Genomic DNA, 23,694 nt, shown 5'->3' on the forward strand with positions numbered 1-23,694 from the left:
TAACAAAATGTTCAGGGCTAGGCGCATTGCCGAAGACAGTACGAAAGTACGGCAAGGCATTGCAACAACGCCATGAACTTTTTGTTCAGTGTCTTGAAACGCGGTAGACTGGGGTTTCTTGAAATAGCGGAGCTTCCTTCCATGAACATCGCCAACGACGTCACTGAACTGATCGGCAACACCCCCCTGGTGCGCATCAACCGCATCGCCGCCGGCAGTGTGGCCACCATCCTGGCCAAACTCGAATTCTACAATCCCGCGCACAGCGTCAAGGACCGCATCGGCCTGTCCATGATCGTTGCGGCCGAGGCCGCCGGCAAGATCCATCCCGATACCGTCATCGTCGAGCCCACCAGCGGCAACACGGGCATCGCGCTGGCCATGGTGTGCGCCGCGCGCGGCTACCGCTGCACCCTCGTCATGCCCGACACCATGAGTCGCGAACGGCGCATCCTGCTGCGCGCCTACGGCGCCGAGCTGGTGCTCACGCCCGGCAGCGAAGGCATGCTGGGCGCCATCCGCAAGGCCGAGGAACTGGTGGCGGCCGACCCGCGCTACCTGATGTTGCAGCAATTCAATAACCCCGCCAATCCCGCCATCCACCGCGCCACGACGGCCGAGGAAATCTGGCGCGACACGGATGGGCAAGTGGACATCGTCGTCGCCGGCGTGGGCACGGGCGGCACGATCACGGGCATCGGCGAAGTGTTGAAGGAACGCAAGCCTGGCTTGCAAATGATCGCCGTGGAACCGGAAGCGTCGCCGATGCTGTCGAAGGGGACCAAGGGCCCGCACCCGATCCAGGGCATCGGCGCCGGCTTCGTGCCGCAAATCCTGAATACGGCTATCTACGACGAAATCATTTGCGTCAAGAACGACGACGCGTTCGCCACGGCACGCCTGGCCGCCAGCGATGAAGGCTTGCTGGTCGGCATCTCGTCCGGCGCCGCCCTGTGGGCGGCCCTGCAAGTGGCGCGCCGTCCGGAAAACGCGGGCAAGACCATCGTCACCATCATCCCGTCGTTTGGCGAGCGCTACCTGAGCACGGCCTTGTACGCAGGCCTGGGCGACTGATTCAATAGCAGCGGCAGGGCTATCCCTTCCGCCAGCGCCCGGTTGCCCGCGTCGCCCGGGTGCAGGTGGTCGCCCGAGTCGTAGGCGGGCAGCAGGCGCAGCGGGTGCGCGGGGTCGCGCGCCCAGGCGTCGAAGTCGAGCACGGCGTCAAAATGGCCGCTGGCGCGTATCCACGCATTGAGTTGCTGGCGCAGCGCATCTTTATCAGGCTGATAATAGTCGCTCAGCGGTGTGCCGGGCAGGGCGCCTGCGAATGGCGTCAGGGTGGCGCCGACCACGCGCACGCCGCGGCTGCGGGCCTGGGCGATCAGCCGGGCGTAGCCGCTGCTCAGTTCCTCCAATGTCGGCCGTTGCTCCCGTGGCGCAAACGCCGTGCCGGGCCAGCTGATGTCATTGATCCCCAGCAAGACGACGACCGTGCGCACGCCCGGCTGCGCCAGCACGTCGCGCTCGAAGCGGGCCAGGGCATTGCTTCCCATGCCGTCGGACAACAGCCTCGCACCGGAAATGCCCGCATTGATCACGGCCACGCCCTGCGGCGCCAGGCGTTCGGCCAGGAAATCGGGCCAGCGCGCATCCATCCCCAGGCTGGCGCTGGCGCCATCGGTGATCGAATCTCCCAGGATGGCCACGGCTTGCGCGGCTGGCGCCGCTTCCACCTGGATGGCGCTGAGTAAAAGGCGCGCCGTGGTGGTGTGCACGCCGGCTTGTGCATCATCGATGCGCGCGGCCCGCGTCTGGTCCTGCGGGGCGATCCACGCCGTCTCGCGGCCATCCCAGTGAAACGTGGAAGTCGGGCTGGCTTGCGGCAGGTGGACGCTCACCGTCAGCCGGGCCAGGTCCGGCACGGACAGGTCGACGGGGTCGCTGACGAGCGGCGCGCCCGGCGCCACGCTGGCCGAGGGTTGGCCGGAAAACGTGAGCGTGCGCAGGCTGCCCGCGTCGATGGCCGAACCGGAAGCGGCCAGGGCCACGGTGGCCGCGCCGATGCGCAGCGGCACCTTGCCATACGCATTCGACAGCACGATGCGCACGCGGGGACCGCCCACACTGAGGCGCGCTACCTGGCGCACGGTGTGGCCGTGCAGCACGGCGGGCACGTTGCTGGGGAACAGGAAGTCGCTGCTCCACACGGCTTGCGGGCTGGCCGTCCAGCTGGCCAGCCAGGCGGTGTCCGCATTGGCGGCCTGGACAGGGCTTGTGCCGAGTGCCAGGCTCAGCAGGGCGGCGGGGAGGATGGACAATCGTTGCATGGCGGCTCGCTTCATCAAGGGGAATGTGCGCATGATGCAAGCAACGCCATTTATGCACTAGACTATCTTATCGAAGAACATTTATGAGTTGAATTCACAATGGCCAGACTGGAAGTGAATCGTTCCGGCGAGCTGGAAGTATTTGTGCGCGTGGTCGAACTGGGCGGCTTTTCCGCCGCCGCGCGCGTTTGCGGCATGACGCCATCGGCCGTCAGCAAGCTCGTCTCGCGGCTGGAAGAGCGCCTGGGCGCGCGCCTGCTGAACCGCTCCACGCGCCAGCTGCAGCTGACGGCCGAGGGCTGCGGCCTGTACGAACGGGGCATGCAGGTGCTGGCGGCCCTGGACGAGGCCGAGCGCTGCGCGGGCGTGCAGGATGTGCCGCGCGGCAAAATACGCGTGAATGCGAACGTGCCGTTCGGCCAGCATTTTTTGTTGCCGCTGGCGCCGCTGTTTCTCGAACGCTATCCGCAGGTGACGCTCGACATCGTGCTCACGGATGCCGTGGTCGATATCCTCGAGCAGCGCACGGACGTGGCCGTGCGGGCCGGTCCCCTGAAAAGTTCCAGCTTGCTGGCGCGCAAGCTGGGCCAGACGCGCATGGTCATCGTGGCGGCGCCATCCTACCTGGCGCGGCGCGGCACGCCGCTGCTGGCGGCCGAGCTGGCGTCGCATAATTTGCTCGACGCCAATTACGCGCGCGCCCGCTCGGGCTGGCCGCTGCGCTTGCCTGAGGGCGACGTCGTCGTGCCGGTCACCGGCAATGCGCAGGCCAGCGATGGCGAAGCCTTGCGGCAACTGGCGCTGGCGGGACTGGGATTGGCGCGCCTGGCCGCCTTCCAGGTGCGCGGCGATATCGCGGCGGGCCGTTTGCAGGCCGTGCTGGAAGCGTTCAACCCGGGCGACAGCGAGGACGTGCATGCCGTCTTCGTGGGGCAGGGCGGGCATGTGCCGCTGCGCGTGCGCGCTTTGCTCGATTTCCTGGCGGAGAACGTCGACCTGGACTGAGGGTATCCAGGCGCATTAGGCTACAGGCGGACACGGCCGCGCAGTACAATATCGGACGGGCCGCAATGGTTCGGCCCGTATCGTGCCTTTGAATGGAAATATGTTCCTGGTAAAACCTGAACGCCGCCGCCTGCTGCAGGTGGGCGCAACCGTGGCTGTCATCGCGCTGGGCCTGGCCTCGCGCGCCTATCCCCAATTCCTTCCCGCTGCATTGGGAAAATATCCGGGCGACGCCCTGTGGGCCATGATGATCGTCTTTGCGCTGGGCGTCCTCGCCACGCGCATGCGTACGTGGCAACTGGCCTTGTGGTCTCTGCTGATCTGCTTTGCCGTGGAATTCGGCCAGCTGTACCAGGCGCCGTGGATCGTCGAGCTGCGCGCGCATCCGCTGGGACACCTGGCGCTGGGTTCCACCTTCGGCTGGGGTGATTTGATCGCCTACACGGCCGGGGTGGCCGTGGCGGCGATCATCGACAAGCTGGCGCTGTTCAAGCGCCGCTAGTCTTATTTCACGTTACCTTCAGCATCGCGCAGTTCCACGGGCGCCAGTTTGAGCTTGCTCAATTGCGGGGCGATCTTCACCTTGTCGCCCACGCCGATGACGATCAGCTTTTCCGGCTGCAGGTATTTTTTCGCCACCTGCTGCACCTGCTTGTCCGTCACGCTGGCAAAGCGCTGCGGCAAGGTCGTGTAATAGTCGAGTCCCAGGCCGTAGATGTACGCGTTCGCCATGCTGGCGCTGATGCTGGCGTTCGTGTCGAACTGGCCCGGCAAGGACAGCACCTGCGAATTGCGCGCATTCGCCAATTCCTTGCTGCTCAGGGGCTTGGCGATCATGGCGCGCAATTCCTTGACGGTTTCCGATACGGCCGGGCCCGTCACATCGGTGCGCACGCTGGCGGCAATCGAGAACGGTCCAGGCTGATTGCGGTACTGGAATTGCGAGCGCACGCCATAGGTATATCCCTTTTCTTCGCGCAAGTTGGTGTTCAGGCGGCTGGTAAACAAGCCGCCCAGCGCCGCGTTCATCACTTGCAGCGGCGCGTAATCGGGCGTGGCGCGCGGCACGGCGATGGCGGACAGGCGCACGGCCGTTTGCGGCGCGCCCGGCTTGTCGACCAAGATCAGTTTTGCCTGCGTCGTCTGCGGCGTGGCGGCCACGGACTGCGCCACCGTGCCTGCCTTCCAGCTGCCGAACTTCGTTTCGGCCAGCGCCTTCAATTCCGCTTCGCCGATATCGCCCGAAACGATCAGCGCCGCATTGTTGGGCAGGTAATGCTGCTGCCAGAACGCTTGCAGGTCGGCGCGGCTGGCCGCCTTCAGCGCCGCTTCCGTGCCCAGCTGGATGTAGCCGTACGGATGTTGCGGGCCATACAGGGCCGCCGCTTCCACGCGGGCCGCCACGGCACCCGCGTTTTCGCGCTGCTGCGCCAGCTGTCCGATGCGGCTGGCGCGCTGGCGCTCCACCTCTTCTTGCGGGAATTGCGGGTGCAGCACCACGTCGGCCAGCACGTCGAGCGCTTGCGGGAACGTGGCTTTGAGCGATGTCAACTGGGCAAACGAGGCATCCGTGCCGGAGCCGGTGCTCAGCATGGCGCCCAGTTGCGCCACATCGTCGGCGATCTGCGGCGCGCTGCGCGTGGCAGTGCCTTCCTGCAGCAATTGCGCCGTAAAGCTCGACAAGCCCGGCTGCGCCGGCGGATTGGCGCCCGAGCCGCTCTTGATCACCAGCTGGCTGGAAACGAGCGGCACGGCCGGATTGTAGTGGTGGATCACGGTCAGGCCGTTCGCCAGGGTGAACGACTTGCCTTGCGGTAGCACAATCTTCGGCGCGGGACCGGCCTTCGGCACGGCATTGCGCCATGGCTCGTCCGCATTGATGGCCGTGCCTGGCGCAGGCTTGACCTTGCCAGGCGCCGGCGTCGGCACTTCCGCGCCCAGGTCCGGCTTGCCCGGCACGCCGTAGACGACGACGCGCGACTGGTTCTTCAGGTAGGTATCCACGGCGCGCTGCACGCCGGCCGCCGTCACCTGGCGGTAGCGCTCGATATCCTTGGCCAGGTAGCCGGGGTCGCCCAGGTACTGGTTGTATTCGTTGAGCAAGTTGGCCACGCCGCGCCCGCCCATTTTTTCCACCTGGCTCAGCATGGTGGTCTCGATGCTGTTGCGCGCCCGTTCCAGCTCCTTCCCGGTGGGGCCCTTGGCGCGCAATTGCTCCAGCTCAACTTGCAGCGCTTGCTCGATTTCCTCTGGCTGGTGGCCGGGGCGCGCCGTCGCGTCGATGGTGAAGATGGACGTCAGGGCGTTCGAGCCCTGGCTGGCGCCCACATCCTGGGCGATCTGCTTGTCGTACACGAGCGATTTGTACAGGCGGCTGGACTTGCCGCCGGCCAGGATGTGCGCGGCCATCGACAGTTCCGCGTCATCCTTGGTGTAGGCGGACGGCGTCAGCCAGGCCATGAAGACGCGCGGCAATTCGACCCGGTCCTGCACCACGATGCGGCGTTCCTGCGTGATGGGCGGCGTCACGACAGCGGGTTTCGGCACGGCCGGGCCGCTCTTGAAGCTGCCGAAGTATTTGTTGACCAGTTCCTTGGTCTTCGCCTTGTCGATATCGCCGGCGATCACCAGGCTGGCGTTGTTGGGGCCATAGTATTTGGTGAAGAAATCCTTGATGTCGGCCAGTTTCGCGTTCTGGATGTCCGCGTGCGAACCGATGACGCTGGCGTAATACGGATGGGTCTTGGGAAACAGCTGGTGGTACAGGGCTTCCTGCACGATGCCGTACGGCGCATTTTCCACGCTCTGGCGGCGCTCGTTGCGCACCACATCCTGCTGGTTCGTCAGGGCCGTCTGGTCGAGCACGTCCAGCAGGTAGCCCATGCGGTCGGAATGCGTCCACAGGGCCAGTTCCAGCTGGTTCGACGGCACCGTGTCGAAATAATTGGTGCGGTCGAAATCCGTGCTGCCGTTCGAATCCGTGGCGCCCGCGCCTTCGAGCAACTGGTCGGCCATGCCGCGCGGCACGTGCTTGGTGGCGGCAAACATCATGTGCTCGAACAAATGCGCAAAGCCCGTCAAGCCCGGCGCTTCATTGGCCGGTCCCACGTGGTACCAGATATTGACGGCCGTGACGGGCAATTTATGGTCTTCCACGAGAATGACGTCCAGGCCGTTCGGCAAGGTGTATTTTTCGTAGGCGATATGCGGCACGGCCGTCGCGCCCAGGGGCGCCGTCGTGGCGGCCTTGGCGGCATCGGCGGCGTGGGTCAGGCTCAGGGGAGCGCCGTACAGCGACAGCAGCAGGGCGGGGAGGGCCAGCAATTTGATCGGTTTCATGCATGCTTCCAGGGATAGGTGGAGAAGACGCTGCGGCTCGCTCGTGGCTGGCGCAGCGCGACGGTGCTACGGTCGGTGCTACAGTTTATACAACAGGGCCGCGCCGCCCAGCACCAGCAGCGCGCTGGCGATGGAGACGATGGCCGCGGCGCCCAGCAAACGCCATTCGCGCGGCGTGAAGCCTGCGGCTGGCGTCGCCTTGTCGGCAAGGCTGGCCAGGGACGCCGGCGGCAGCTCAGGCAAGCCGCCCGCCGCGCGCGCCTGGGCCGCCAGCGCCTGCGTGGCGGCATCCAGCAGGGTCAGCTGGCGCTCGACGGTTTCCGCCAGCACGGCTTCGTTCAGCGCCACGAGGGCGAATATCGGGTCATCGACGTCGATCTTGATGCCCGTCTTGTCGAATACGTGGCTGCGCAGTTTGTGCTGGTCCATCTACCACTGCACCTTGTCGAGCTGTTCGAAGATGTCGCGGTAGACGACCTTGATGCGCTGCTTTTCCATGATGTTGAACTTGTCGTTCTGCAACACTTCCTGCATCGTCAGGCGCGCCGTGTTCATTTTCTTGACGTCCGCGCCAAAGGTGTCGGGATTGCGCTGGCTCAAGGTGATGCTGCCTTTGACGCGCGCGCGGTTGTCGCTGTACGACTGCGATTCGACGAATTGCTTGCCGGACGCCGATTGCAGCAGGCCGAAGTGTTCGTTTTGCCACAGCACCAGCGGCACGGTCGTCGCTTGCGCCGTGGCCACAAAACCCGTGGCCGTGTCGTGCAGGGTATCGCCGCCGCCGACGATGGTGTGGATGTAGACCTTGCGGCCCGATTCCTGCAGCAGCGAAAAACAATCGTTTTCCAGCAGGTAGCCCATCAGCGGCGAAAATGTGTTCGCGCCATTGTCGACCACGCAGTTGCCGTCTTCTTCGAGGATGTCGATCATCAGCGCGTCGAAGCGTTTCGGGTCGATGTTGCGCGCATCCGTCATCACGGGCACATGCTTGACGTTCATCGCCTTGTAGCGCGAGAACGTGGCGTTTTCCTGATCGGTGTCATAGCAGCGCAAAGGCGTGCCGTCCTTGCCGCCTATCCACTGGGCCAGCAGGGTCGAGACGAGGGTCTTGCCGATGCCGCCCTTGCCCTGCAGGATGAAATGTACCGTGTTTTGCATTGCGACTACTCCAAGTTGTTGCGTCAGTGACAATCAAAGATCCGTGACAGCGGCGCAGGCGCCCGGCCAGGCCACGACTGGCATTTTTACCACAATCCTTTGCAAATATGCCATGCGGAACAGCGAATCTGGTTATGATGTTAATCAGGATACCATTGATACAGAGCAAGTTTTGTGTGAAAAATCCACCCCAGAGTGTGAACGAGGACGCAGTGCCGATCTCCAGTCTCGATAAAGCCGACATTGACCGTCTGAATCAGCAAGCCCTGTCTTGCCTGGTCGGCAACCGCCGCCAGGCGCGCCGGCTGGCGCAGATGGCGCTGGCGGCGGCGCAACGGCAACAGTATGCGCGCGGCGGCGCGTATGCGGAACTCAATCATTGCTGGCTGGCGTATTACGCGGGCGAGGCCGAACCGTCGTGCGAACGCCTGGACGCGTATTTCCAGCACAGCGGCGACCTGGAAGGGGGCATGGAAGTGGCCGCCCTGCAGGGCGCGTATGCGAGCCGGCGCGGCGATTTTGCCGATGCCGAGCAGCATTTCCTGCAGGCGCGCAGCCAGGCCGCGCAGATACCCGACTCGCTGCACAAGTTCATGCTGTACGCGCGCCTGGGCGTCGATGCCCTGAACCGTGGCGATACGCAGGACGGTCCGCGCAATTTTCTGCTGGCACTGGACATCGCCGAGCGTTTCGGCAGCCCCGCGCACCGGGTCAACAGCCTGTCGAACCTGGCCTCGTCGCAGCATGACCTGGGCAACGATGAAGACGCCATTCCCCTGCTGGTCGAGGCGCTCGACATCATCGGCGCGCAAAAGCTCAAATACCAGCAAACCATCGTTTCGGCCAACCTGGCCATGTGTTTATTAGCCACGGGCAAGCCGGCCGAGGCGCTGGCGCTGGTGGAGCCGTTTTACGAGTGGCCGGAAGAAGACCTGGCCGTGCGCGCCTTTTTGTTCTGCATCGCCGCCCACGCCGCCATCCTGCTGCAACAGCCGGCCAGCGCCCTGCAATTGCTGTTGCGGGCGGAAGAATATGCGCGCCGCGGCCAGGACCTGGAAGAGCAGATGCATGCGTGGCTGGTGCGCGGCAAGCTGGACTTGCACGCGGGCCAGACGGCGCAGGCGCTGGCGTCGCTGACGCAGGCGCACAGCCTGCTGAGCTGGACGCGCAACCCGTTTCACCAGCAGCAGATCTTGCGCGGTTTGTCCGATATCAATGCCCAGCTGGGCGAGTGGCAAGCCGCGTATGGTTTCCTGCAGCAATACCAGGCCGCGTACGAGGCCAGCAGCAAGTCGGCGCGCGCCTCGCGCAGCCTGATGCGCAACCTGGAAAAGGAAATGCACAGCCTGAAAGCGGAGCGCGACAAGGCGCTGGAGCTGCAGGCGGCGCGCGAGACGGAAAACGCCAAGCTCGAGCACCTGAACCGCGAACTGGCGCACCAGATCCTGCACGTCAATTCCCTGCAGGACAGCCTGAAGGAGCAGGCCATGCGCGACCACCTGACGGGCCTGTACAACCGCCGCCATTTTGAAACTTGCCTCAATGCCATCCTGCACGAAGCCGATGCGGATGCGCCCGTGGCCATCGCCATCATCGACCTGGATTTTTTCAAGCGCGTCAACGACACCTACGGGCATAACTTTGGCGATGAAGTGCTGATCCAGTTCGCGCGCCTGGTGGAAGGCCAGTTGCGCGGCAGCGACATGCTGTGCCGCTATGGCGGCGAGGAATTCTGCCTGCTGTTGCGCGAAGCCGACAGCCTCATCGCGGCGCACAAGATCGACGATATCGCCGCGCGCTACCGCCAGCTGCTGATCCAGCAGGCGCCGCACAGCTTGTCCGGCTGCACCTTTTCGGCCGGCATCGCCGAATATCCGCGCCACGGCGCCGGCCGCCACGAATTGCTGATGCGCGCCGACAGCGCCCTGTACGCGGCCAAGCAGGCGGGCCGCGACCGCGCCTGCATCGCCGATGCTACTGGATAAAGCGCAGCAGTTCCCGCAGGGCGTGCGCCACGGCCTGCTCGCGCACGGCCTGGCGGTCGCCGGCGAAGACCCGGCGCTCTGTCTGCACGCGCCCGGACATGGCCCAGCCGAAGCAGACGGTGCCGACGGGCTTGCCCGGTACGCCGCCCGTGGGGCCGGCGATGCCCGTGGTCGAGACGGCCACCTGGGCTTCGCTGTGGCGCAGGGTGCCTTGCGCCATGGCGGCGGCCACTTCCTCGCTGACGGCGCCGTGTGCGGCGATCAGCGCGGCGGGCACGCCCAGCATGCCGGTCTTGGCCCCGTTGGAATAGGTGACGAAGCCCCGTTCGAACCAGGCGCTCGAGCCGGAGATATCGGTGACGGCTTGCGCCACGCCGCCGCCCGTGCACGATTCGGCCGTGGCCAGCAGCAAGCCCTTCGCTTGCAAGGCCTGGCCGAGCGCGGTGGAGAGGGGGACGAGTTCGTTGCTCATGGATGACTCCTGCAGGCGGTGAAAATGGTGGCAAGACTGTAGCATGGCCAACGGTAAAAGAAACTTTCCCCGGTCACAGCGAAAATGCGTACACTCTTTTATACATTTGCTACCACTTCGGGCCGGCAGGCGATCTGTCGCTGCGCCACCCTGGTGCGCATCGCTCGAACAGGCCAGCGGCATGGTGCCGCGCCTTCGTATGCATTATCTTTACTCGGTTGTCATGGCAATTCTGAACTGGACCTGGTGGCGTCATCCCGGCCCCCTGCGCCACCCCGCGCGCGGCGCCGGCCGCCGCGCTCACCGCTGGAGCTGGCTATTGCTGCTGTTGGGCGTGCTGTGCGCGGAGGCGCGGGCACAGGTGCCGGGGGAGCTGGAGCGGCAGGTCAAGGCCGCGTATCTGTACAAGTTTGCCGGCTTTGTCGAATGGCCCGACGGCAGCTTTGCCCGGCCCGACGCGCCGCTGGTGATCGGCGTGGCGGGCGCCGATGCGCTGGCCGAGCAGCTCGAACAGAGCGTGGCCGGGCATAGCGTCAACGGCCGCGCCGTGCAGGTGAAAAAAGTGCGCCGCGGCGAAACGCTGGCCGGGCTGCACGTGCTGTACCTGGGCGCGCTGGAGAAGGCGGCGCTGCAGGAGATGCTGGCCGCCAGCCGTGGCCTGGCGTTGTTGACGGTGTCCGATTCGGATGAGGTCTACGCGATGGGCAGCATGATCAATTTTGTGATGGCCGAGGACAAGGTGCGCTTCGACGTGGCCCTGAAACCCGTGGCGCAGGCGCATATCCGCATCAGCGCGCGCATGCTGCTGGCCGCTTACCGCGTGCAGACGGGAGGCGCCTAGATGATACGACTGCGCTCCATCCGCCACAAGCTGATGTCGGTGGTCTTGCTGACCACCCTGGTGGCCCTCGTCATTTCGCTGGGCACCATCGTCGTCTACGACTTGCGCGCCTACCACCGCAACCTGGTGGCCGATATCAGTACCCAGGCCGAGCTGCTGGGGCACATGAGCTCGGCTGCGCTGGCCTTCGACGACGAACGCCTGGCGCTGGAAAACCTCAACCTGATGCGCATCCGCCCGCGCGTGACGGCCGGCGCCCTGTACAAGGCCGACGGCAGCCTGTTCGCCAGCTACCGCGCGAACCAGAATGTGGGCGAGCTGCCGGCGAAGGTGGGCAAGGAAGGCGAAAGCATCCAGGGCACCTCGGTGGAGCTGTTCAAGCCCATCGTCGACAATGGCGAACTGCTGGGCACCGTGTATCTGCGCGCCGACTACGAGCTGGCCGGCCGCACGGCCGATTACCTGGCCATCGCGCTGGGCGTGACGGTGCTGGCGCTGCTGGTGGCCTTGCTGCTGCTGCGCCGCCTCGATTTCGTCATCACGCAACCGATCCTCGATATCGCCGACGTGGCGCGCGAAGTGATCGAGACGGGCGACTATTCGCGCCGCGCGCGCAAGCTCAGCGTCGACGAAGTGGCGCAGCTGGTCGATTCCTTCAACAAGATGCTGGCCGAGATCGAGCTGCGCACGCAGGCGCTGGAGCGCTCGAACGGCGAGCTGGCGCGCGAAGGCGAGCAGCGCACCCAGGCGCAGCAGGAAGTCATGCGCCTGAACCAGGAGCTCGAAGTGCGCGTGCACGAGCGCACGGTGCAGCTGGAAATGACGAATGGCGAACTGGCCATGGCGATGGAAGAGGCACGCAGCGCCAACTATGCGAAATCGGCGTTTTTGTCGTCGATGAGCCATGAATTGCGCACGCCGCTCAACGCCATCCTTGGCTTCGCGCAAATCCTCAGTTCCGACCGCCTGCCGTCGACCCTGGAGCAAAAGAAGGAGTTCGCCGGCCATATCCTGAAATCGGGGCGCCACCTGTTGACCTTGATCAATGAAATCCTCGACCTGGCGAAGGTGGAATCGGGCACGGTCAGCCTGTCGCTCGAACCGGTGGGCCTGGACGCCATCTTGCAGGAATGCCGCGACATGATAGCGCCGCTGGCCAGCCAGCGCGGCATCGGCATGGCTTTCCCCGACGCCTGCCCCCTGAACGTGCTGGCCGACCGCACGCGCCTCAAGCAGATCTTGTTGAACCTGCTGTCGAATGCGCTCAAGTACAACCGCGAGCATGGCGAGGTGAGCATCGCTTGCGCACCGCAGGCGGGCGGGCGGGTGCGCATCAGCGTGCGCGACACGGGCGTGGGCCTCGACGGCGAACAGGTGGCGCTGCTGTTCCAGCCCTTCAACCGGCTGGGACAGGAGGGCGGCACGGAAGAGGGCAGCGGCATCGGCCTGGTGGTCACCAAGCGCCTGGTGGAGCTGATGGATGGCAGCATCGGCGTGACCAGCGCGCCCGGCGAGGGCAGCACGTTCTGGATCGAGCTGCGCGTGGTCGATGCCTTGCCCGCGCCCGCCACCCTGGCCTTGCCGCGGCCGGACCTGGCCGGCGCGCTGCTCGAGCACAGCGCCCCCGTGACCTTGCTGTACGTGGAAGACAATCCCGCCAACCTGACCCTGGTCGAGGAAATCGTGCGCTATTGCCCGCAATTGCAGCTGCTGACGGCCACGGATGGCCGCCTGGGCGTGGAAATGGCGCGCACGCACCTGCCGCAGCTGATTTTGATGGATATCAACCTGCCGCACGTGAACGGCACGGACGCGCTGAAACTGCTGCGCGCCGATCCCCGCACGGCGCACATTCCCGTCATCGCCCTGACGGCCAACGCTATGCCGGGCGACGTGGAGCGCAGCCTGGCGCTGGGCTTTTACCGCTATCTGACCAAGCCGATCAACCTCGATGAATTTACCGAGGCGATCAACAGCACCCTGGCTTACGTGGCGCAGCAGCGCCGGCAGAAGGGAACAGGCGCGCCATGATCAGCCAGGCCGATATCTACGCGGCGAAAATTCTCATCGTCGACGACCAGGAAGTCAATCTGCGCCTGCTCGAGCATTTGCTGCAGAGCGGCGGCTACACGGCCGTCACCAGCACCCTCGACGCGCGCGCCGTGGCCGGCCTGCACCAGCGCCAGCAGTTCGACCTGATCATCCTCGACCTGGCGATGCCCGGCATGAGCGGCTACGAGGTGATGGATGCCTTGCGCCCGCTGGAACTGGAAGGTTATCTGCCCGTGCTGGTGATCGCCGCCGACCCGGACGCCAAGCTGGCGGCGCTGGAAGCGGGGGCGCGCGACTTCATCAGCAAGCCGTTCGACGCGCTCGAGGTGCTCACGCGCATCCGCAACATGCTCGAAGTGCGGCTGCTGCACCGCGCCGCGCGCCACTACAACACCTTGCTCGAACGCACGGTGAGCCAGCGCACGGCCGAACTGCAGCGCTTTCGCGGCGCCATGGACGCCACCACCGACGCCATCTTCCTCGTCGACGTGCTGGGCATGACCCTGGTCGACGTCAACGATGGCGCGTGCCGCCTGCTCGGCTATGCGCGCGCCGAACTGCTGGCGCTGGCGCCCGGCACCTTGCTGCCGTCGCCGCCGGCCCCGCCGCTGGCCGGGCTGCCGGGCGGCCCGGCGCACCTGGCCACGGAAGTGACGGAATGCGAACTGGTGCGGCGCGACCTGAGCCTGATACCCGTGGAACTGGGCTGGCACTGGTATGCGCAGGCGCCCGTGGCGGGCGGGCAGGGCGCGGGCGGCCTGCTGCTGATCGCCGTGGCGCGCGACATCAGCGAACGGCGCCAGGCGCAGGAGCGCCTGAAGCACCTGGCCCATTACGATGGCTTGACGGGGCTGCCGAACCGCAGCCTGTTTTACCAGACCCTGGCCCAGGCCGTCGAACTGGCGCAGGAAAAAAGCTGGCGCATCGTGGTGCTGTTCATCGCACTCGACCGCTTCAAAAGCATCAACGACACCCTGGGCGCGGCGCTGGGCGACGAACTGCTGCGCCAGTTCAGCAACCGCCTGGTCGAATGCGTGCGCCTGCGCGACACGGTGGGCCGCCTGGGCAACGACGAATTCGCGTTGATTTTGACCATGAGCCGCAACCAGCAGGAAGCCGTGGCCGTGGCGAACCAGGTGCGCGAAGCCTTGCGCGCGCCATTCGACTTGCGCGGCCATGCGGCCACCCTGACGGCCAGCATCGGCATCGCCATGTATCCGGACGACGCCACCGACCCGGAAACCCTGATCAAATACGCGAATACGGCCATGGGCGGCGCCAAGCAGGCGGGCCGCGACGGCTACCGCTTTTTCACGGCCGGCATGAACGTGCAGGTGCTGGCGCGGCTGGACCTGGAACTGGCGCTGCGCCATGCGCTCGAACACGAGCAGTTCATCCTGTACTACCAGCCCAAGGTGGATTTGCGCACGGGCCGCATCAGCGGCGTGGAAGCGCTGCTGCGCTGGCGCCGTCCCGGCTACGGCCTGGTGGCGCCGGCCGAATTCGTGCCGGTGCTGGAAGACACGGGCCTGATCGTGCGCGTGGGCGCCTGGGTGATCCAGGCCGCCTGCCGCCAGATCGCCGAGTGGCGCGACAGCGAGGTGGGGCCCGTGCACGTGGCCGTGAACGTGTCGAGCCGCCAGTTTGCCGAAGGCGACCTGGAAGGCGAGGTGACGCGGGCGCTGGCGCTGCACGGCGTGGCGCCGGAATTGCTGGAGCTGGAACTGACGGAAACGGCGCTGATGTCGAACGCCGAGCGCACCATCGTCGTGCTGGGCAAACTGAAGAAAATCGGCGTGAAGGTGGCCATCGACGATTTCGGCACCGGTTACTCGAGCCTGGCCTACCTGCAGCGCTTCCCCATCGACAAGCTGAAGATCGACATCGCCTTCGTGCGCAACATCACCAGCAACCCGAACGACGCGGCCATCGCGCTGGCCATCGTCAGCATGGCGCACAGCCTGAAACTGAGCGTGGTGGCCGAGGGCGTGGAATCGCGCCCGCAGCTGGAATACCTGCGGCGCAACCGCTGCGATGAAATCCAGGGCTTCTATTTCAGCCGCGCCCTGCCGGCGCTGGAACTGGGGCAGATGATCGTGGCCGGCGCCGGCCTGCCGCCCGGCCACGACCCGGCCGCGCAGCCGGCGCAAACCCTGCTCATCGTCGACGACGACGTCAACGTGCTGTCATCGCTGCACCGCCTGTTCCGTCCCGAGGGCTATCACATCCTCACGGCCAGCACGCCGGCCGAAGGTTTCGAGATGCTGGCCCTGCACCGCGTGCACGTCATCGTCTGTGACCAGCGCATGCCCAGCATGAGCGGCACGGAATTCCTCAGTAAGGTCAAGGAGCTGTACCCGGAAACCATCCGCATCATCCTGTCCGGTTACACGGGCCTGGAAGCCGTGCTCGATTCGATCAACCGCGGCGCCATCTACCGTTTTTATACGAAGCCGTGGGACGACACCCAGCTGCGCGACAACATCCGCCTGGCCTTCCAGCACTACTGGATGGTGAACCAGCCGGGGCTGGCGCGGGTGGCGGTGCGGTAGAACTTAGTCGCTGAAGTGGTCGAAAGACGATAAGCGCAGGTCGAGCGGCTGCCCCCTTGCATCCACCAGCCGCAGGCCCGCCTGCGCCTCGACGCTGCCCACGCGCGTGACGGGCGTGCCGCAGCTTGCCGCCAGGGCGGCGATGGCCTCGCGCGATGATGTCGGCGCCGTAAAGCACAGTTCATAGTCGTCGCCGCCGGCGGCCGTGTAGCGGCGGCGCACGCTGGCCGCTTGCCGCGCCAGCACGGGGCCGGCGGGCAGGGCGTCGACGTCGAGGGTGGCGCCCACTTGCGACGCTTTCAAGATGTGGCCCAGGTCTCCCGCCAGGCCGTCCGAGATGTCGATGGCCGCATGCGCCAGGCCCGCCTCGGCCAGGGCGCAGCCCAGCGCCACGCGGGGCGTGGGCGTGTGCATGCGCGCGGCCGCTGTCAGCAGGTCGGCGGGCGCCAGTTCCTGTTCCATGCGGTAGCCGGCCAGCGCCAGACGCGCGTCGCCCACGGTGCCGCTGACCCAGATATCGTCGCCCGCCACGGCCGCGCCGCGGCGCAGGGCCTGCCCCGGCGCCAGTTCGCCAAACACGGTGATGCAGATATTTAAGGGGCCCTTGGTGGTGTCGCCGCCGATGAGTTCGCAATCAAAGGCGTCGGCCAGCGCGAACAGACCGTCGGCAAAGCCGGCCAGCCAGGCGCGTTCCGCCTGCGGCAGGGCCAGGGCCAAAGTAAATGCGACGGGACGCGCGCCCATGGCGGCCAGGTCGGACAAATTCACGGCCAGGCTTTTGTGGCCGAGCATGCGCGCGTCGGCGCCGGCAAAGAAGTGCCGGTCCTCGACCAGCATGTCCGAGGAGATGGCGATCTGCTTGCCCGCGCCGGGCGTGAGCAGCGCGCAATCGTCGCCGATGCCCAGGGTGGCGCGGCCGGGTCGCTGGCGCACGAAATATTGTTTGATCAGGTCGAATTCGGAAAGCGCGTCGTGTGGGGCCATGGTTCGTCTGCAGGTTGAGTAAGGGTGTGGCGCCACTATTATAGGCTGGCCTACAATGCCCGTCTTTGCCAGCCTTGTTCATTTTTCTATGCCCCTACACGATATCCACACCGTGCTGCAGTCGTATCTTGACGACGGCTGGCTGCGCGAACCGCAGGCCGTCGGCCTGGACACGTTTACGGCGCCGGAACTGCTGGCGCGCGGCTTTGATGAACTGTGCGACGGCGGCCAGCTGTGCCTGTATGAGGACGAACGTTACTTCCGCCGTGCCGGCCGCGCCGTGCAGGCCTCTTTCAAGGTGTATCTGCAGCAGGGCCGCTTGCACGCGAACGGGCTGGAGCTCGGCTATCAAGTGCGCCTGGCCAGCGTGCTGCGCGCGGCGCGGCGCCCCCTGCCGCCGTTCCGGCTGCTGCTGGAAAGTGGCGCCCACAGCGGGGCGCTGCTGTTCGACAGCGGCCTGGTGCTGCAGTTCGCGACCAACCTGCATGGCGCGCCCCGCCATTATTTCCTGACCCTGGTCGAGGGGCAGTTGCCCGATCCCGGTGCGGGCGAACTCGACCTGCGCGCCGCCAGCGAGGGCCACGTCCAGGCCCTGTATGGACACTGTGCGCCGGAAGAATTGCAGCGCCAAGCCCGGCGCGGCCATGCGGCCCTGCGCGAGCTGGCGCGCCTGCTTTCCTAAACTTAAACTTTCTTCGCCTGCGCCATGCCGTGCAGCAGCTTGGCCAGCAACTGGTCGAGCTGGCGCTGCTCGTCCGAGTTCAAAGCCGAGAGCATCGCGCGCTCGTTGTCCACGTGCAACAGCACCAGCCTTTCAATCAATTCCAATCCCCTTTGCGTCAGGGCCACCAGCACGCCGCGCCGGTCCGTCGGATGCTTCCGGCGTTCGATCAGGCCGGCCGCTTCCAGGCGGTCGATGCGGTTGGTCATGCCGCCCGAGGACAGCATGGCCGCCTCATACAGGGCCGTCGGCGTCAGCGCATATGGCGCGCCGGAGCGGCGCAGGGTGGCCAGCACGTCGAATTCGCCCGGCTGCAAGCCGTGTTCCGCAAACAGGGGGTTGAGCCAGTCGCGCGCCATCAGCTGCGCCACCGTGCCCAGCTGGCCCACCAGCTGCATGGCGTTCGTATCCATCTGCGGCAGTTCGCGCTGCCATTGTGCGGCGGCAAATTGCGCGCGCGTGTGTTCTTGCGGGGTATCTGTCATGGTGCCATCCATTTATCTCGACATCAAGATACATTTCTATCTTTATGTTAAGATACTTTTCATCGAGTTATTTTATATGACGCATTAAACCATGTGCCTCCCAGCGAGGCAAGGACTACTCTCCCATGCCATCCGAACGCCCCGTCTCTTCCCCGCTTCCCTCGTCCGCCCTGGTGGTGGCCGCCATCATCCTGCTGGGCCTGAACCTGCGGCCCATCCTGGCCGCCATCGGCCCCTTGCTGGACAGCATCCAGGCCGGCACGGGCCTCAGCAATGCTGACGCGGGCTTGCTCACCACCGTGCCCGTGTTCGCCATGGGCGTGTGCGCCTTGCTGGGCGCGCAGCTGCAGCGGCGCCTGGGCGTGGCGCGCGGCATCGGCATCGGCATCGCCATCATCGCCTGCGCCTGCGCGCTGCGCTGGCCCCTGCACGGCAGCGGCGGCCTGATCGCCACGGCGGCCCTGGGCGGCCTGGGCATCGCGCTGGTGCAGGCGCTGCTGCCCGCCTTCATCAAGCGCCATTTCCCCGCGCGGGCAGGGCAGCTGATGGGCTTTTATACGACGGGCATCATGGGCGGCGCGGCCATTGCCGCCGCCTCCGCTTCGCCCCTGGCGCAGTCGCTGGGGTGGCAGGCGCTGCTGGCCCTGTGGGCGCTGCCCGCCGTGGCGGCCGCGCTGCTGTGGCGCCGCGCATCGGCTTCGCGCGTGGACGTGGCCGGCGGCGGCGGCGCCAGCCTGCCCGTGGGCAGTGGCCGCGCCTGGCTGCTGATGGTGTTTTTCGGCATCGGCACGGGCGCCTACACGCTGGTGCTGGCCTGGCTGCCGCCGTTTTATACGGAACTGGGCTGGAGCGCGGCCGACAGCGGCTTGCTGCTGGGCGCCCTGACCCTGGTGGAAGTGCTGGCGGGACTGGTGCTTTCCAGCGTCATCCACCGCTTTCCCGACCGCCGCATCCTGCTGCTGTCCGTCCTGCTGGCCGTGCTGGCCGGCCTGGCTTGCCTGATCGTGGCGCCCGCGCAACTGGCGCTGCCCGCCGTGATATTCCTGGGCTGCGGCATCGGCGCCCTGTTCCCCCTGTCGCTGATCGTCAGCATGGACCATGTGACGGACCCGGCCGGCGCCGGTGCCCTGCTGGGATTCGTGCAGGGCGGCGGCTACATCATCGCCAGCAGCATGCCCTTCATTGCCGGCCTGATCCGCCAGCATTCGTCCAGCCTGGCGCAGGCGTGGATGGTGATGGCCGCCGGCGTCGTGGTCTTGCTGCTGATCGCCGTGCGCTTCGCGCCCGGTGCTCATCTGGCCCCGTCGCGTTAGCGTGCGCTTGCCGGGTGCCGGCAGCTGCTATATTTCGCCCATGAACATCGTCGACCATTATTTGGCAGGCTTGCGCCAGGCCATGCCGCCCGAGCCGCTGGCGGAGCTGGCGCTGGCCAGCGGCGCCAGCGCGGCGCAACTGGCCAGCCTGCGCGAAACGTATCCGCTGTGCCCGGACAGCCTGCTGCGCTTGCTGGGCCAGTACAACGGCACCTATTATCAGGAGTATGCGGGCGGCATGGTGCTGGTGTACATGCTGGGGTCGGACGTGTTCGAGTATCCGTATTACCTGAGCTCCGTCGAGCAGATCCTCAAGGATGGGCAGGCGAACCAGCGCAGCATCGCCGACATCTACGGCCATTATCTGGACGACGATCCCGGCATCGTCGACGCCCGCATCGACGCCGGCATCCGGCAGGGCCAGCGCCTGTGTTTTTCGCATTGCATGAACAATGGCGGCTCGTCCCGGCTGTATATCGATTTCACGCCCACGGCGTCGGGCAATGTGGGGCAGGTGGTGCGCTTCCTGCACGATCCCGACAGCTACGTGGTCATCGCCGACAGCTTCGACGCTTATCTGCAGATGCTGATCGATGACGAGTATGCCTTCCTGACCGATGAAAATTTTGAATAACCGGGCCGCGCCGCCGTCCCTGCTGCCCGCCAACCGCCGCATCGTGCTGTCCGGCGAGGATGCGCTGCGCATCCTGCGCGAGATCGAATTCCTGCTGCAGTCGCTGCATCACATCGGCCGCCATTATTATCCCGACGGCGACGATGACGGCGCCGATGCCCTGCGCCGCGCGCAGTATTGCGCGGAGACAACGCGCTTCATCGACGCGCAGCAAGCGACGACGCGCCTGGCGCTGATGCGCCGCATTTTGTCCGCGCCGTTCGACGGCACCCTGGGCGCGGACGACATGGACGATATCGAGCGCGCCGTCGCCGCGCTGCCGCTTTGGTGCGCCGCCGATATTCCATCATAAAAACTAATTGAAATCTAAAATTTGATAGTTTTTCCTGTTCAGGACGTTTGTGCCGCCGCACGGCCTTACAATGCTAGGTTATGCGTTTTCGTGATATCAGACTGTGGCTAGCGGAAAATACCTAGCTAATTGAAAGAATCGGTCTGATAAAATCCGGAACACCCGATCGACCAAACAGGAAGGCAGCACAGCATGGATTCGTCATCTGATAAAAAAGAAGAATTGCGTCAACAATTGCGCTTGGCCGCACTCGAGTATCACGAGTGCCCGCGCCCCGGCAAAATCAGCGTGACGCCGACCAAACAACTGACCAACCAGCGCGACCTGGCGCTGGCCTACTCGCCAGGCGTGGCCGCTCCCTGCGAAGAAATCGTCATCGATCCGGCGAATGCCTATAAATATACGGCGCGCGGCAACCTGGTGGCCGTCATCACCAACGGCACGGCCGTGCTGGGACTGGGCAATATCGGCCCGCTGGCCGCCAAGCCGGTGATGGAAGGCAAGGGCGTGCTGTTCAAGAAGTTCGCCGGTATCGACGTCTTCGACATCGAGATCAACGAGATGGACCCGGACAAGCTGGTCGACATCATCGCTTCGCTGGAACCGACCTTCGGCGGCGTGAACCTGGAAGACATCAAGGCGCCCGAGTGCTTCTACATCGAGCGCCAGCTGCGCGACCGCATGAAGATTCCCGTCTTCCATGACGACCAGCACGGCACCGCCATCATCGTCGGCGCGGCCATCCTGAACGGCTTGAAAGCCGTCGGCAAGAAAATCGAGGATTGCAAGCTGGTCGTGTCGGGCGCGGGCGCTGCGGCGCTGGCCTGCCTGGACCTGATCGTCGACCTGGGCTTCCCGCTGAAAAACATCTACGTCACCGACCTGGCCGGCGTCGTCTACAAGGGCCGCACGGAACTGATGGACCCGGACAAGGAACGCTTCGCGCAAGATACGCCGCTGCGCACGCTGGCCGAGATCATCCCGGACGCGGACATCTTCCTCGGTGTGTCCGCCGGCGGCGTGCTGAAGCAAGACATGGTGCGCAAGATGGCGCCGAACCCGCTGATCCTGGCGCTGGCCAACCCGAATCCGGAAATCCTGCCGGAAGAAGTCAAGGCCGTGCGCAGCGACGCCATCATCGCCACGGGCCGTTCGGACTATCCGAACCAGGTCAACAACGTGCTGTGCTTCCCGTACATCTTCCGCGGCGCCCTCGATTGCGGCGCCACCACCATCACGCGCGAGATGGAAATCGCCGTCGTGCACGCGATCGCCGACCTGGCGCATGCCGAGCAGTCCGACATCGTGGCCACCACCTACGGCATCAGCAACCTGTCGTTCGGTCCTGAATACCTGATTCCGATGCCGTTCGATCCGCGTTTGCTGATCAAGATCGCGCCGGCGGTCGCCAAGGCGGCCGAGGATTCGGGCGTGGCCACGCGTCCGATCAAGGACTTGCAAGCGTACGCGGACAGTCTGCAGCAATTCGTCTACCGCAGCGGCACCTTCATGAAGCCGCTGTTCCTGATGGCCAAATCCACGCCGGCCGAACTCAAACGCATCGTCTACGCCGAAGGCGAAGAAGAGCGCGTGCTGCGCGCCGTGCAAGTGGTGGTCGATGAAAAACTGGCGCGTCCCATCCTGGTCGGCCGCCCACCGGTGCTCGAAGCGCGCATCCAGAAGTTCGGCCTGCGCCTCAAGCAAGGCGTCGACTTCGACGTCATCAACCCGGACTTCGACGAGCGCTATCGCGATTACTGGAATACGTACTACGCCATGACGAGCCGCAAAGGCGTCACCGAGGAATACGCTAAACTGGAAATGCGCCGCCGTCACACCCTGATCGGTTCGATGATGATCCACAAGGGCGACGCCGACGGCATGATCTGCGGCACCTTCGGCACCACCCAGCTGCACCTGAAATACATCGACCAGGTGCTGGGCAAGCGCGCCGGCAGCAATGTCTACGCTGCCATGAACGTGCTGATCATGCCGGAACGCCAGCTGGTGATGGTCGACACGCACGTCAATGAAAACCCGGACGCGGACCAGTTGGCCGAGATCACCATCATGGCCGCCGAAGAGATGACCCGTTTCGGCCTGTCGCCGCGCGCGGCCCTGCTGTCGCACTCGAACTTCGGTTCCAGCGACAGCGCCTCGGCGCAAAAGATGCGCGCCGCGCTGGCCATCATCAAGGAACGCGCGCCGGACCTGGAAATCGACGGCGAAATGCACGGCGATACGGCCCTCGACAGCAAGCTGCGTCAAAAAATCATGCCGAATTCGGCACTGAAGAACGACGCCAACCTGCTCGTCATGCCGAACATCGAATCGGCCAACATCGCCTACAACCTGGTGAAGACGGCCGCCGGCAACGGCATCGCCGTCGGTCCGATCCTGCTCGGTTGCGCCAAGCCCGTGCACATCCTGACGCCATCGGCCACCGTGCGCCGCATCGTCAACATGACGGCCCTGTGCGTCGTCGACGCCGTGGCGCAGCGCAAAGCCTAAGGGTTTAGCTGCCGCCTGAAAGCCGCGCCATCCGCAAGGAGGCGCGGCTTTTTTTACATGGGCGACACGGGCAGGGCCGCGGCGGGCGGATGGCGGCGCAGGTAGTAATGGCGGTACAGCATGATCTCGCCCCATACCAGCAGCAGCGCCGCCAGCGCGAACAGGCCCAGCGTGATCTTGAGCGAATTGAAATAGGCGCCGGCTTGCCGTTTGATGGCGTCGATGAAAATCATCGGCACTGACTTGTCGAGTTTGCTGAAGTCGGCATGGCGCGCCACGTCGGTGGTCAGGCGCACGGCCAGGTCGGTGCCCAGCGCGGCCAGCTCGCCAGTCGCCTGGCCACGGAAGTTGGCGCCCTTGAGCGCTTCGCCGAGCAGGCCGACCCTGGCGATCAGCTGTTCCTGCAGCACCTGCGTCAGCAGCACGCTGCCGCGGCGCAGAATGAATTCATTGATCCAGCGCGCCTTGCTGCGTTCCCAGTAGCTGCTCGATGTGGGCTGGTAATACATGCCTTGCACGAACGGTTCGAGCAGGCTGCGCACGCTGATGGGCTGGCCCGGGGCGATCAGCTTGACCTGCTGTTCCAGGTAGACGCGCAGCGCCGGCATCTGCGCTTCGACCACAGGCTGCAAGTCGCGCTCGAGGGCCTGGTTGACCACGCGGTGCACGCTGTGCACGGCGCCAAACCCGGCACCGAGGAGCGGCAGCGCGAGCAGGATCAGCACATAGCTGAGCTTGGCGGCCACATGCCAGGCGCGGGGACGGCGCACCAGCAGGCATTTTCTGGCCAGCTGGTAGCAGATGCCGAGCGCCAGCACGAAGCCGGCCGCGCTGCACAGCAGCATCCACGGCAGGGCGGTCCACAGCAGTTCGCCGCCGAACGGCGCCAGGCTATTGCCCCAATTGACGAGTTGTTGGTTCATGTACATTGCTTTGATATGGATAAACAGGCAAGTATACCCA

The 23,694-nt window shown here is 65.4% G+C and carries 20 protein-coding genes; 12 read left to right on the forward strand and 8 right to left on the reverse strand.

Translation table 11 applies throughout. The features are described from left to right. The first annotated feature begins 141 nt into the window (after positions 1-141). A complete protein-coding gene (gene cysK, locus O3301_RS20355; RefSeq protein WP_077408662.1) occupies positions 142-1,074 on the forward strand; it encodes a cysteine synthase A in 933 nt (310 codons plus the stop codon). Here cysK and O3301_RS20360 read toward each other — a convergent pair. Beyond that, positions 1,035-2,327 carry an SGNH/GDSL hydrolase family protein gene (locus O3301_RS20360; RefSeq protein ID WP_305057323.1) on the reverse strand — a complete coding sequence of 431 codons (1,293 nt, stop codon included), beginning with the start codon at positions 2,325-2,327 and terminating at the stop codon, positions 1,035-1,037. The two genes, cysK and O3301_RS20360, sit on opposite strands and share 40 nt — an antisense overlap. Positions 2,328-2,426: 99 nt before the next feature. Here O3301_RS20360 and O3301_RS20365 point away from each other — a divergent pair, with 99 nt between their 5' ends. Both O3301_RS20365 and O3301_RS20370 read left to right on the forward strand, forming a co-directional pair. Continuing rightward, the gene (locus O3301_RS20365; RefSeq protein WP_305057324.1) at positions 2,427-3,332 is read left to right on the forward strand and encodes a LysR family transcriptional regulator; all 906 of its coding nucleotides are present in this window, start codon (positions 2,427-2,429) and stop codon (positions 3,330-3,332) included. 100 nt (positions 3,333-3,432) lie between these two features. Further along, positions 3,433-3,834, forward strand: a complete 402-nt coding sequence (locus O3301_RS20370) for a DUF2809 domain-containing protein (protein ID WP_289903329.1) — start codon at positions 3,433-3,435, stop codon at positions 3,832-3,834. A 2-nt stretch (positions 3,835-3,836) separates the two neighbouring features. Here the strand turns inward: O3301_RS20370 and O3301_RS20375 are convergent, their stop codons facing one another. From O3301_RS20375 to O3301_RS20385, 3 genes are all read right to left on the reverse strand, one after another. Further along, entirely contained in the window at positions 3,837-6,671 is a 2,835-nt protein-coding gene (locus tag O3301_RS20375; protein ID WP_305057325.1) for a pitrilysin family protein, read from the reverse strand. 78 nt (positions 6,672-6,749) lie between these two features. Beyond that, the gene (locus O3301_RS20380) at positions 6,750-7,100 is read right to left on the reverse strand and encodes a hypothetical protein (protein WP_305054121.1); all 351 of its coding nucleotides are present in this window, start codon (positions 7,098-7,100) and stop codon (positions 6,750-6,752) included. Then, entirely contained in the window at positions 7,101-7,829 is a 729-nt protein-coding gene (locus O3301_RS20385) for a hypothetical protein (protein ID WP_077408658.1), read from the reverse strand. Positions 7,830-8,041: 212 nt separating this feature from the next. Between O3301_RS20385 and O3301_RS20390 the strand changes: the two genes are divergently transcribed. After that, positions 8,042-9,814, forward strand: coding sequence for a diguanylate cyclase (locus O3301_RS20390; RefSeq protein WP_251350145.1), 1,773 nt, complete (start codon positions 8,042-8,044; stop codon positions 9,812-9,814). On the opposite strand, the gene O3301_RS20395 is transcribed toward O3301_RS20390, so the two are convergent. Continuing rightward, on the reverse strand, positions 9,804-10,286 hold the full coding sequence (locus O3301_RS20395; RefSeq protein ID WP_305054120.1) for a CinA family protein: 483 nt from the start codon (positions 10,284-10,286) through the stop codon (positions 9,804-9,806). The two genes, O3301_RS20390 and O3301_RS20395, sit on opposite strands and share 11 nt — an antisense overlap. A gap of 223 nt (positions 10,287-10,509) precedes the next feature. On the opposite strand from O3301_RS20395, the gene O3301_RS20400 reads away from it, so the two are divergent. Genes O3301_RS20400 through O3301_RS20410 form a run of 3 tightly spaced genes read left to right on the forward strand, consistent with a single transcriptional unit; the run spans position 10,510 to position 15,731 of the window. Then, entirely contained in the window at positions 10,510-11,127 is a 618-nt protein-coding gene (locus O3301_RS20400) for a YfiR family protein (protein ID WP_305057326.1), read from the forward strand. Next, complete coding sequence (locus O3301_RS20405; protein WP_289900163.1) at positions 11,128-13,158, forward strand: ATP-binding protein; 2,031 nt, start codon at positions 11,128-11,130, stop codon at positions 13,156-13,158. Continuing rightward, complete coding sequence (locus O3301_RS20410; RefSeq protein ID WP_305057327.1) at positions 13,155-15,731, forward strand: EAL domain-containing protein; 2,577 nt, start codon at positions 13,155-13,157, stop codon at positions 15,729-15,731. Before O3301_RS20405 ends, O3301_RS20410 begins: the two co-directional genes overlap by 4 nt. Before the next feature lie 3 nt (positions 15,732-15,734). Here O3301_RS20410 and thiL read toward each other — a convergent pair whose 3' ends face one another. Further along, positions 15,735-16,715, reverse strand: a complete 981-nt coding sequence (thiL, locus tag O3301_RS20415) for a thiamine-phosphate kinase (protein ID WP_305057328.1) — start codon at positions 16,713-16,715, stop codon at positions 15,735-15,737. 88 nt (positions 16,716-16,803) lie between these two features. Between thiL and O3301_RS20420 the strand changes: the two genes are divergently transcribed. Beyond that, on the forward strand, positions 16,804-17,397 hold the full coding sequence (locus O3301_RS20420) for a hypothetical protein (RefSeq protein WP_305057329.1): 594 nt from the start codon (positions 16,804-16,806) through the stop codon (positions 17,395-17,397). A 2-nt stretch (positions 17,398-17,399) separates the two neighbouring features. On the opposite strand, the gene O3301_RS20425 is transcribed toward O3301_RS20420, so the two are convergent. Beyond that, positions 17,400-17,921 carry a MarR family winged helix-turn-helix transcriptional regulator gene (locus tag O3301_RS20425; RefSeq protein ID WP_099668348.1) on the reverse strand — a complete coding sequence of 174 codons (522 nt, stop codon included), beginning with the start codon at positions 17,919-17,921 and terminating at the stop codon, positions 17,400-17,402. A 125-nt stretch (positions 17,922-18,046) separates the two neighbouring features. Here O3301_RS20425 and O3301_RS20430 point away from each other — a divergent pair, with 125 nt between their 5' ends. From O3301_RS20430 to O3301_RS20445, 4 genes are all read left to right on the forward strand, one after another. Beyond that, positions 18,047-19,234 (forward strand): MFS transporter, encoded by a 1,188-nt coding sequence (locus tag O3301_RS20430; RefSeq protein ID WP_305057330.1) that lies wholly within the window; start codon positions 18,047-18,049, stop codon positions 19,232-19,234. Between the two features lie 40 nt (positions 19,235-19,274). Continuing rightward, on the forward strand, positions 19,275-19,868 hold the full coding sequence (locus O3301_RS20435; RefSeq protein ID WP_305057331.1) for an SMI1/KNR4 family protein: 594 nt from the start codon (positions 19,275-19,277) through the stop codon (positions 19,866-19,868). Next, positions 19,852-20,220: a hypothetical protein gene (locus tag O3301_RS20440; RefSeq protein WP_305057332.1), complete on the forward strand. Its 369-nt coding sequence runs from the start codon at positions 19,852-19,854 to the stop codon at positions 20,218-20,220. Before O3301_RS20435 ends, O3301_RS20440 begins: the two co-directional genes overlap by 17 nt. 192 nt (positions 20,221-20,412) lie before the next feature. Continuing rightward, complete coding sequence (locus O3301_RS20445; RefSeq protein WP_099666388.1) at positions 20,413-22,731, forward strand: NADP-dependent malic enzyme; 2,319 nt, start codon at positions 20,413-20,415, stop codon at positions 22,729-22,731. Positions 22,732-22,784: 53 nt separating this feature from the next. Here the strand turns inward: O3301_RS20445 and O3301_RS20450 are convergent, their stop codons facing one another. Beyond that, positions 22,785-23,654: a hypothetical protein gene (locus O3301_RS20450; RefSeq protein ID WP_305057333.1), complete on the reverse strand. Its 870-nt coding sequence runs from the start codon at positions 23,652-23,654 to the stop codon at positions 22,785-22,787. Positions 23,655-23,694 lie beyond the last annotated feature (40 nt).

It is taken from the genome of Janthinobacterium sp. SUN211 (genome assembly GCF_030587315.1).
Taxonomy (GTDB): Bacteria; Pseudomonadota; Gammaproteobacteria; order Burkholderiales; family Burkholderiaceae_D; genus Janthinobacterium; species Janthinobacterium kumbetense.